Genomic DNA, 11,358 nt, shown 5'->3' on the forward strand with positions numbered 1-11,358 from the left:
GATTTCAGAACGATAAGCGAGTTTTTAAGTGATTTTATAAAATCACAATTTATTAGAGAAAATACTGATACTAATTTCATCGCATACTTAGCGATACAGATAAAAAAAGCATAGCTAATGGTCAAAATGAGTATGACCTTACTCATTAAGAAGGATAAAGAAAATGTTTGGTAGATAGGAATCAAAACATGATATTTATTCAGCTAACAAATAACGTTTTATATTAACTTCAAATTGACCGGCAATATTAATTTAGCTCTGCTCATTGCTATGTGGGTGGCATCTATACAGAGCAATGAGCTATTTATTAAACAATTTTCAAAATGTTGTGTGTTATGCTTGATGTGTGGAAAATTCAGTTAACAAGTTTTTGATATATTCAATACGCTCTACACGTTGTAAATCAGTTTTTTGTAATCTTAATCTATTATTGCCTTCTAAACGATAATTTTTAGGTTCTTTTTGAATGATTTCAATTAAATAATCAACTGAAATTTTATTATTACTACCAAATTCGATAAACCCACCTTTTTCACCAAATTCAATTTTAGTAATGCCTAATTGATTAGCATGAAAACGAATTTTAGTTGTTTCTAACAAAAAGAGAACTGCATCAGGTAATTGCCCAAAACGATCACGCATTTCAACTTGTATATCGGTCAATTCATCTAAATTATTGATACTCGCAATACGTTTATACAAAGATAAACGAGTATTAACATCCGGAATAAAATCGTCTGGAATCAATGTAGGTAAACGTAACTCAATTTCCGTTTGTTGACTGGTCAACAGTGATTCAAGCGTAGGTTCTTTTCCTTCTTTTAAGGATTTTACGGCATCTTCTAGTAGTTCAATATATAAATTAAACCCAATAGTTTCAATTTGACCACTTTGATCGCTTCCTAACAACTCGCCTGCACCTCGAATTTCCAGATCATGCGTTGCTAAAGCAAAACCTGCACCCAAATCTTCTAGGGTTGCGATAGCATCAAGACGTTTTTTTGCATCTTTACTCAATAATTTAGGATGTGGTGTTAATAAATAAGCATATGCTTGATGATACGAACGACCAACCCGACCACGCAACTGATGCAATTGCGCTAAACCAAATTTATCGGCACGCTCAATAATAATCGTATTAGCATTAGGAATATCGATACCGGTTTCAACAATGGTGGTACAAACTAAAATATTAAAACGTTGATGATGAAAATCATTCATCACTCGCTCTAAATCTCGTTCATGCATTTGACCATGACCAACGCCAATACGTGCTTCGGGCACTAATTCGGCTAGCTTTTCACTCACATTATTAATATCCGAGACATCATTATGTAAATAATAGATTTGACCACCACGCAAAATTTCACGCAGGATAGCTTCTCGAATCACTAAATCATCGTATTCTCTGACAAAGGTTTTCACTGCTAATCGGCGAGCAGGAGGCGTGGCAATGATAGAAAGATCACGCATGCCACTCATCGCCATATTCAATGTTCGAGGAATAGGGGTAGCAGTTAGGGTCAATATATCGATATTGGCTCGCATAGCTTTGATACGTTCTTTTTGACGAACACCAAAGCGATGCTCTTCATCAACAATCAATAGACCAAGATCCTTCCATTTTACATCTTCCTGCAATAATTTATGCGTGCCAATGACAATATCGACTTTACCTTCTGCAAGTGCATCAATGACAGCTCGTTGCTGTTTTGCGGTTTTAAAACGAGACAAACTTTCAATACGTATTGGCCAATTAGCAAAACGATTACAAAAACTTTCATAATGTTGTTGAGCAAGTAAGGTGGTTGGCACCAAAACTGCGGCTTGCTTTTGATTGACGACAGCTAAAAAAGCAGCGCGAATTGCAACTTCAGTTTTGCCAAAGCCGACATCCCCACAAACCAATCGATCCATAGCATAAGGTGAACACATATCCCCGATAACGGCGCCAATGGCATTTTGTTGATCTTCCGTTTCTTGATAAGGAAAGGCTTGGCAAAACAGTTCGTATTGTTCACGATCTTGCTTAAATTCAAATCCTGGTTTACTTTCACGCTCCGCATAAATATCTAACAATTCGGCAGCAACATCACGGACTTTTTCTGCTGCTTTTTGTCTGGCTTTGCTCCAAGCATCTGTCCCTAATTTATTTAAAGGCGCATTTTCTTCATCACCGCCAGAATAACGGCTGATCAGGTTAAGCGATGAAACAGGTACATAAAGTTTGGTATCATTTGCATAAAGCAAAATAAGATATTCAGCCGTAATACCGCCTGTTTCTAACGTTGTTAACCCAGCATAACGTCCTACACCGTGCTCTAAATGCACGACTGGTTTACCAGGGGTTAATTCGGCTAAACTACGAACTAAACTATCGGTATTAATAGCTTGTCTGTTCTCATTTTTACGACGGATAACACGTCGTCCTAACAGTTCATTTTCAGTAATAAAAGCAAAATGCTGTTGCTCATCAATGAAACCTTGTTCACCCGCACCGACCATGACACAAAAGCGGTTATCAACCGTTGCTTGCTGATCAAGCTGATTAATGCTGGTTGGATAAATACGAATTCGACCTAAAATCTCTTGTAATGCTTCTTTACGACCTTCTGATTCAACCGAAAAAATAATCTTGCCATTAAAGTTTTCAGTGAATTGATTAAACTGATGATAAGGGTCTTTCAATTGAATCTGAAAACCAATATCAGGCAAACTCATAAAAGGTAAATTGATATTTTTCGATGACTCATCCACCGTGTTATTCGATACAATCATCCTTGGATAATGTTTAAAATTAGCAAAGATTTCATCCGTTTTAGACCAAATAACCGCGGGTTCAAGTAAAGGACGCATAGGATCAACTTTGCGACTATCATAACGTTGATTAATATCTTGCCAATATTTATTGGCAAACTGCTCGATATTGACCGTATTAATAATTAGCGTATTATCTAAAAAATAAGAAAAAAGTGTCGTTAGCGGCTCACTAAAAAACAAGGCCTGCCAGTATTCAATCCCTGTTGGTAAGATATTTTTACTGACTTGCTGATAAATACTTTCAGGCTCTAATCTGACTTCAAATTTTGCACGCCATTGGCTACGAAACAATTCAATAGCCGCTTTATCAAAAGGAAACTCATGAGCTGGTAATAACTCAATTTCAACAATTTCTTCAAGCGTTCGTTGTGTTTCAGCATCAAACGTTCGGATACTATCAATTTCATCATCAAAAAAATCAATACGATAAGGTTTATCGTTACCCATAGGAAAAATATCAAAAAGTGCGCCTCGTGTGGCATACTCGCCATGTTCCATGACTTGGCTAACAGCGCGATAACCGGCATTTTCTAATTGCATTCGCAAATGTTCACGGCTAATTTGTAAGCCTTTCTTCATGATGAACACATGCCCACCTAAATAACTTTTTGGGCAAACTTTTTGCATTAACGTATTGATCGGTAAAATTAACGCGCCTTTGGTTAAATGTGCAAGATGATAAAGGCAAGATAAGCGTTCAGATACAATATCTTGATGAGGTGAAAAACTATCATAAGGCAAGGTTTCCCAATCAGGAAACGAAATAGCCGGAAAATGGCTAAATTGCTTCAGCTCTTCATAAATGCGGGTTGTTTGCTGCATATCATCGGTGACAATCACCACTAAACCGTTATGCGCAGCAATTGCATCGGCACATAGTTTCGATAATGAGGATCCCACCAGTTGTCCAAACTGTTTTACTTCACCGGGTTTTTGTGGAATAAGTGTTGAAATATTGAGTTTTTTAGACATGATAAATTTAATTGATATTGGTGCAAAAAGTATTAATACATTATAACGTAATTACTTGGATGTTTTCTATAACTGTTTAATCCTGTATGATAAACGTCTTCTATTTAACTTGCAAAACTTTGTCAAAAAGTTTCGGAAATGATAAACATTTATGTCAAAAATATTTCGTCCATTAGTGCTTTATATTGGGTTACGTTATGTATACGGTCAAAAGACTGATGGCTTTGGTCGCTTTGTTTCATGGTTATCGATGATAGGGATCATGCTTGGATCATTGGGATTAATTCTGGTGTTATCGGTCATGAATGGACTAGAAGATCAGATGCAAAATAGTGTGTTAAAGTTCTTACCGCAAGCACAAATCACCACACCACAAGGCAAAATCGTCATAGATAACACGGCATATGAACAATTTGGACAGATTAATGGCGTAAGTCGCATTACACCGTTAGTCACTAGCGACGTGGTATTGCAAAGTGAACAAAGTATCAATGTAAGTACCTTGATGGGTATCAATCCAGAAGATGATGATCCCATTCAAGATTATATTTATACCGGATCGATATCCGATCTACAGGCTGGGCAATATAATGTAATCTTAGGACAAACATTAGCCAATCAACTCGGCGTGACAGTAGGTAATACAATACGTTTAATGGTTACCGATGCTAGTCAGGTCACACCTGTGGGGCGTATACCATCACAACGTTTATTTACTGTTGTTGGACTATTTTCGGTTAACCATGACATTAACCAAACCTTAATTTACGTCAACCAAACCGATGCCCAAAAATTACTCCGTTACCCAGCTAATACAATTACCGGTTGGCGATTATTTTTGAAACACCCTTTACAAATTGCTGAAATTACGAATACTCCGCTACCGGAAGGACTTGAATTTAAAGATTGGCGAGCAAAACGGGGCGAATTATTTCAAGCAATAAAAATGGAAAAAAACGTCATGGGTTTACTGATTAGCCTTATCGTGATTGTTGCAGCATTCAATATTATTACGTCTTTAAGTTTATTGGTGATGGAAAAACAAGGTGAGGTTGCCATTTTAAAAACTCAAGGATTATCACGTTTTAAAATAATGCTAATTTTTATCATACAAGGCGCAAGTTCAGGGGTAATAGGTACACTACTAGGAAGCACTTTAGGACTTCTACTTGCTTGTAACTTGAATAACATCATGGAAACCTTAGATTTATCGCTTGCAGGTATAGAATTACCGACATTAATCGAACCTTCACAAATTGTTTTTATTATTATCGGATTACTCATGTTATCGCTAATATCAACCTTATATCCTGCTTATCGTGCTGCAACCATTCAACCTGCCGAGGCGCTACGTTATGAATAATACTCAGCCATTACTGACTGCTAAAAATCTCTATAAAACCTATAAAGAAGGGAAAATGGTGACTGAAGTCTTAAAAAATGTTTCATTTGATCTTCATCCTCAATCATTACTCGCTATTATAGGAAGTTCAGGTTCGGGTAAAAGTACACTATTACATCTACTGGGTGGATTGGACAAACCGACATCAGGTGAAATCATATTCAAATCACAACAGCTTAATCAATTATCAGAACAAGCAAAAGCAAAATTACGCAATCAAGACATCGGTTTTGTCTACCAGTTTCATCACCTTTTACCCGATTTTACTGCACTTGAAAATATCGCTATGCCACTCTTAATTGGTGGTGTATCGCCCAACGAAGCCAAAAAACGGGCGAAAGACATGTTAGCATCGGTTAATTTATCAAACCGAGCCGAACATCGTCCATCCGAACTATCGGGCGGTGAACGTCAACGTGTGGCAATAGGACGGGCATTAATTAATAACCCGTCTTTAGTCATGGCGGATGAACCCACCGGAAACTTGGATAAAACAACAGCGGATGCCATATTTGATTTGCTTATCAAACTCAATAAAGAACAAGGAACAGCTTTTTTGGTTGTTACTCATGATCTTGAATTGGCTAAAAAATTAGATAAACAATTGGTTATGAGTGACGGGCAGCTTTCTGAAAGCGGACATTAAAAAAGCGATTTAGTGGAAAACAAAATGAATCTATCCTTAATGACGGCAATAAAATTTCGTCAAGGTCGCCGTAAAAGTGGCATGGTATCGCTGATTTCGATTATCTCAACTTTAAGCATTGCAATTGGGATTGCCGCACTCATTATTGGCTTAAGTGCCATGAATGGCTTTGAATATGAATTAAAAAACCGAGTGTTATCGGTTGTTCCGCATGGACAGATATATTCTCAATATGGCAATTTAAATGACTGGCAGCATATCCAACAAGAGTTAGAAGAAGATAAAAATATTGTTTCAGCAGCACCATTTATCAGCTTTACAGGGCTTATCGAAAATGGAAGCAAGCTTGGTGCCGTTGAGGTACAAGGGGTTGATCCACAGCGCGAAAAAGCCATAAGTGCATTGCCAAAATATGTGTTGGATGATCGTTGGCAATATTTTAAAAACGATAGTCAGCAAATTATTATCGGATCGGGACTGGCAAAAAAACTGTCGGTAAAACAGGGTGCATGGATAACATTGTTAATTCCGGTATCAAGTGATAATAACCAACTCAAACCACCTAAACGTGTGCGTTTACAAGTGGTGGGTATTTTAGATTTAAGTGGTAGCTTAAGTAACAATGTTGCGTTAATCCCCTTATCAGACGCTCAAAAACTTTTAAATATTGGTGACAGTGTCACAGGTATAATGGTCAATGTTAATCAAGTTTATTTGGCTAAAAGCCTATTAGGCAGGGCGATACTAAATCTTGACGAAAACGTCACGTACACCAGTTGGGAAAACTCGTACGGTTTTATGTATCGAGACATTCAAATGATACGACAAATCATGTATTTAGCAATGATTGTGGTGATTGGTGTTGCCTGTTTCAATATTGTCTCGACATTAGTGATCGCTGTAAAAGATAAACAACGAGATATTGCAATTCTTAAAACACTGGGCGCAAATAATCGCCTAATTAAACATATCTTTATTTGGTATGGGGTCATTTCGGGCTTAATAGGCAGTTTACTTGGCGTTGTTTTAGGCGTTCTATCCGCTTGGCAGCTGTCAAATATTATGAAAGTAATTGAATCGCTGATCGGGCATAAAGTATTAAATGGAAATGTCTATTTTATTGACTTTTTACCTTCGAAAATTCATGCAACTGATGTGCTAATTGTATTTATTACCGCCATGCTATTAAGTTTAATCGCTAGTTATTATCCGGCTAAACGGGCATGTAAAATTGATCCGGCGAAAATATTAAACAGTTTTTAAAATGATAAATCAGGCGCTGATAGCACTAGTTATCAGCGCAACATAATGTGATTAATAATGATATTTTAAATTATCCGGTAATTCATAATGCACATACCCCATATAAATACACCAGATAGTCACGATAAATAATAAACAAATAAACAGTACTGTAAATTTACTTGAATACCCAAACCATTTTATCAATAACGACACGACTAAACCCAAACCAAAACCGGCAACAGCCCCCCCTAAATGCGCCATATTATTAATACCAGGAAGCAAGCCCAAACCAGCGGTAAGCACTAAGCTAATGATAATAGCATTGATGGGCATTTCTTTAAGATTGGCCCGATTAACCAAACTATAAGCCAATAATGCGGTAATAATTCCTAAAATTGCACCGGATGCCCCACAACTAATCACGGTACGATCAAGATTAGCAATATCACTGACTAAATTACTGATTAATCCAGAAAGGAAATAAATACCAATAAAGGCAAATTTTGGAAGGCGCTTTTCTAAAATGATGCCCACACTCCATAAGGCGATCATATTCATTAACAAGTGTGACAGGCTGACATGCATAAATAAGCTAGTGAACATGCGCCAATATTGCCCCGAAAAAGTCAATTGCGATACATCGGCGCCCCAATCAACCAAAAACAAGTTTTTTAAAGAATCAACAAAACTACGGCTATCACAAAGACGGGATATAACAAACCAAGCAATATTAATCACAATCAGTGAACTGGTTATTTTGGCTTGGCGTCCTAGATAAATTAAATTTTGTGAAATGGTCATGTAAACTTGTATCCTTATAAATAAATTGCATAAGTTATTTGATATTGACAACGTTTAAATAAGTGATTTTCCAAAAATAATTAAATCACGCTTTACACCGTCCAGTTCGGCAATCTTTGGACATAATCCCCATTGCTGATACTGCATTTTACTAAAAAGACTGATACTGGGAATATTATGACCAAATACATAACTCAATATGCTATCGATACCGACTTTACGGGCATATTCTTCAATTTGAGCAAGCATATATTGCCCAATTTTTTTACCTCGAAACTGTTCATGAAGATATAAACTCACTTCGACCGTTTTAGAATAAGCAGGTCGCCCATAAAACGAAGATAAACTAATCCAACCACAAGGTTGATTTTGATGCTGAATTAACCAAAGAGGGCGGTTATCCTCATTATGTTGTTCAAACCAATCACGCTTACTGTCGATTGAAACAGGTGATGTATCGGCTGTGACCATACGGCTGGCAATGGTCGAATTATAAACCTCAACAATAAAAGGCAAATCACTGAGTGTGGCATGACGATACGTGATCATAAAATAGAGTCTGTCAATGGATAAGGGAAGGTATTGTAATGAGATTATTTAAATCAGACAACCAATTAATTACCGAAACCGAGTTAACCATTATCAATAAATACAGGACGAAAAATAGTCAATAAACGTAGTTGCAATCATGCTTGAAGGACAATCATTATCACCATGGTTATAAATTAACTCTATGATAAACAAATAATTATTTTGCAATGTGTGTTAGGCTCTTTTATAATGGCAAAGTGATTATCACTACAATGAATAGGAATAGCAGAATGAATGGAGCCGTTAACCAACCTTATATCGCCTTTGATCCTGAAGAGGCAGAATTTTTGTGTGATTACGATGTCAAATTAGAGTCTAAAAAAATTATTCTTTCCAATATCCACAATATAGTTCTTCGATTTCACCTTCCTAAAAAAAGAATACTAACCTTTATCGCATTAATTGCGTCTTGGGTACTGCTTACTGTGCTATACCTAAATTATAATCCGACAGATAAACTATTTTTTAATCTTCTATTAGTCATGTTGCTAGGTGCTATCATGATAGTATTTTCGATCCTTCAACATTATATTGCAGTTTCATTTGAAATCAGGCGACTAAAAAAACTTTACAACAGCTTAAAATGGCCTGTCACCAGTTATTATGCCTTTTTTGAAGAAGGAATTTTAGTCAAATCTTATGATATAGAAGGGATATTTTATTGGGATGACTTTAAAAACATCATAGCCAGTTCTAACGTTATTACTTTTCAATTTTATCCTAAAGGTACTCCAAAAGGTGACTTACTAAAAAATCACTATCCAAAATTACGCCCATTTTATTTAATTATTGATGATGACAAAAAAATCCAGTCAATTTTGGCAAAGGTCAATCATCAACATGATGATTTGGTTGAATTTAAATGATGTATTTAAGCAAGTAAACATCTTTAAACAAAACGACAGTTTTAAAATAATGTTGTCTAACGTCTGCCAATTATAAAACATTAATGCTGATTTTTTCGCTATAATTTTTTAGATATCGCCATGACAAATAATACGATCTGAAATCGTAGACATCGCCAATAACCTATCACCCTTTGAAGGATTGTTCTATTTTTTCTCAAATTCATATTTATGATCTGAATCATCAATCATGAATTTTAAAACACCCAAAACAGTGTAAATTTTTTTTGCTTTTTGCTTAAAAAATAGATATTCTTATTGTTAATTTTCAATATATTTACTTAACATTAATAATTAAAGCGCAAAGCTTACGATATTAATACTAAGTAAAAAATGGAAGGAGCATAAACAGGATGCCACTAATCACCGCTAATAATACCCTATATAATTTTTTTTGCCTGCTAGTCTTTAAGTTTAAATTTACAGTTTGTTAAGGGTAGTAGTAATGAATAATTCAATGCGTGATAAATTACTTACTGCAACTACCCGATTAATTAGTGAACTTAGCAGTGAACATTATCAACACCGATACCGATATCTGTTATTTGACAGATTAGGTGTAGTAAGTGAACTCTCATCAATATTCGATGAAACTTTATTAGAAACGATGCCGTCAGATCGTCTGGCTATAGTCAAACGTCCAGATCTTGCACATGAGTTATCAGTATGCCCCTTAATTGTGTGTATAGCAAAACCGCATGAACCGTTAGATGAAAAATTATTATCAACAGCGGTCATGCAAATAAAAAAAGAGTATTTAACAAAAAACCAATATGTTTGTGGATTTTTAACCAGCGTTTTAACACCGGAACAACTAGCAGATGAATTTATCAAAACATATTATCGAGCAGGTAATGCTTTAAACAAAAAATTTTTAACATTTTATGAACCTTTCAGATTAGATGTAATACGTCATAGTTATACTCAACCTGACCAACATCTTGGTCTTTTATTGCCAGCAGAAACCAGCTACAGCTTTATTGATACTGATTGCGATGTCTACACGTTTGAATCAATAGATTATCAAAGTGATTTCGATTTTGAGTTACGTTTTACCAATCAATTATTACACTATAATCAACTTAATCAATTTGAGTTGTATCGAATAGCGGTAATATTGACCGATTTGTATGAAGAATACGATAAACCGCAACCGCAAAAATTACTCTCACAAATTATCAACTATTTTTACGATCATAACGGGACAAAATTGAAAAATCCCAATGATAGAAGAGTGTATGTCTTATTTTGCATAATTTATGGTCAATTAACGCAAAACGAAAAGTTGACAGCTATCATTAATGACGTCATCGACAATGAAGAAATGCAAGGCGAATTAGGGACGTTATTAAGTCAAGAAAAGCAAGCTTTAAGCAGTTTAAAAAAATAACTCAACATAACGATGAATATTTTTATAAAAATGTTATAGATGAATGGAAGTAAGTCATGAATCACCAAGAAAATCAAGAAAAAAATAAAATAGAAGATATAGAAAATCCGAAGGAAGAAAGTTTTAATCCCGAATTAGTTAATGAAGCGAATAAAAAAGCCTTGGTGTTAAGTAATGGTCAATGTGGGGTTTGTCAACGAAAAGGCGTGCCAATATTTTTAGTGCGAAAATCGATTATTCCCATCAAGTTTAGAAAAGACATTAATTGGTCACAAGGCATGGTTTCGCTAGGGGATAGAGAGCCGGAAGAGAAACTGCTAGAATATCAATATGTGTACAGAACCTTACGAGAAGGTTATGTGTATATTTTATGTAATCCAACCGGAAATCAGGATGATGATAAGCTTGAAATTATGGTGTATGAAGTGACCTATTCAGGTGCGATGCGATTACGAGAATTTCGAGATGTAAAAGGGTCAAGACCCAAAGAAATCCCTTTAAATTGCATCGAAGATAATCACAATGTAAAAGGGATGTTTATTACGATAGACAATCGGGTGTATGACAAAGCGTGGGTCGCTTATTC

Annotated in this window: 9 protein-coding genes; 6 read left to right on the forward strand and 3 right to left on the reverse strand. The window is 35.6% G+C overall.

All coding sequences use genetic code 11. The annotated features are described in order from the left end of the window. Window positions 1-333: 333 nt before the first annotated feature. Entirely contained in the window at window positions 334-3,792 is a 3,459-nt protein-coding gene (gene mfd, locus ACGH6R_RS10430) for a transcription-repair coupling factor (RefSeq protein ID WP_267351908.1), read from the reverse strand. A 160-nt stretch (window positions 3,793-3,952) separates the two neighbouring features. Between mfd and lolC the strand changes: the two genes are divergently transcribed. From lolC to lolE, 3 genes are read left to right on the forward strand one after another with little or no spacing between them, the layout of a single operon-like run. Then, a complete protein-coding gene (gene lolC, locus ACGH6R_RS10435; protein WP_411599735.1) occupies window positions 3,953-5,155 on the forward strand; it encodes a lipoprotein-releasing ABC transporter permease subunit LolC in 1,203 nt (400 codons plus the stop codon). Next, window positions 5,148-5,840, forward strand: a complete 693-nt coding sequence (lolD, locus tag ACGH6R_RS10440) for a lipoprotein-releasing ABC transporter ATP-binding protein LolD (RefSeq protein ID WP_267380115.1) — start codon at window positions 5,148-5,150, stop codon at window positions 5,838-5,840. The genes lolC and lolD overlap by 8 nt, the downstream gene beginning before the upstream one ends. Window positions 5,841-5,864: 24 nt before the next feature. Beyond that, the gene (lolE, locus tag ACGH6R_RS10445; protein ID WP_411590735.1) at window positions 5,865-7,103 is read left to right on the forward strand and encodes a lipoprotein-releasing ABC transporter permease subunit LolE; all 1,239 of its coding nucleotides are present in this window, start codon (window positions 5,865-5,867) and stop codon (window positions 7,101-7,103) included. 51 nt (window positions 7,104-7,154) lie between these two features. On the opposite strand, the gene ACGH6R_RS10450 is transcribed toward lolE, so the two are convergent. Continuing rightward, window positions 7,155-7,886, reverse strand: coding sequence for a rhomboid family intramembrane serine protease (locus tag ACGH6R_RS10450; protein WP_411599722.1), 732 nt, complete (start codon window positions 7,884-7,886; stop codon window positions 7,155-7,157). Window positions 7,887-7,940: 54 nt separating this feature from the next. Next, window positions 7,941-8,435, reverse strand: a complete 495-nt coding sequence (locus ACGH6R_RS10455; RefSeq protein ID WP_411599724.1) for an N-acetyltransferase family protein — start codon at window positions 8,433-8,435, stop codon at window positions 7,941-7,943. Between the two features lie 272 nt (window positions 8,436-8,707). Between ACGH6R_RS10455 and ACGH6R_RS10460 the strand changes: the two genes are divergently transcribed. The 3 genes from ACGH6R_RS10460 to ACGH6R_RS10470 all read left to right on the forward strand — a co-directional run. After that, window positions 8,708-9,343: a hypothetical protein gene (locus tag ACGH6R_RS10460; protein WP_411599725.1), complete on the forward strand. Its 636-nt coding sequence runs from the start codon at window positions 8,708-8,710 to the stop codon at window positions 9,341-9,343. 484 nt (window positions 9,344-9,827) lie between these two features. Next, entirely contained in the window at window positions 9,828-10,772 is a 945-nt protein-coding gene (locus ACGH6R_RS10465; protein WP_411599727.1) for a hypothetical protein, read from the forward strand. Window positions 10,773-10,828: 56 nt separating this feature from the next. Beyond that, window positions 10,829-11,358 (forward strand): toxin VasX (locus ACGH6R_RS10470; RefSeq protein WP_411599729.1); only part of this gene is annotated, 530 nt, incomplete at its 3' end.

Source organism: Gilliamella sp. CG13, from assembly GCF_046635805.1.
Classification (GTDB): Bacteria; Pseudomonadota; Gammaproteobacteria; order Enterobacterales; family Orbaceae; genus Gilliamella; species Gilliamella apicola_I.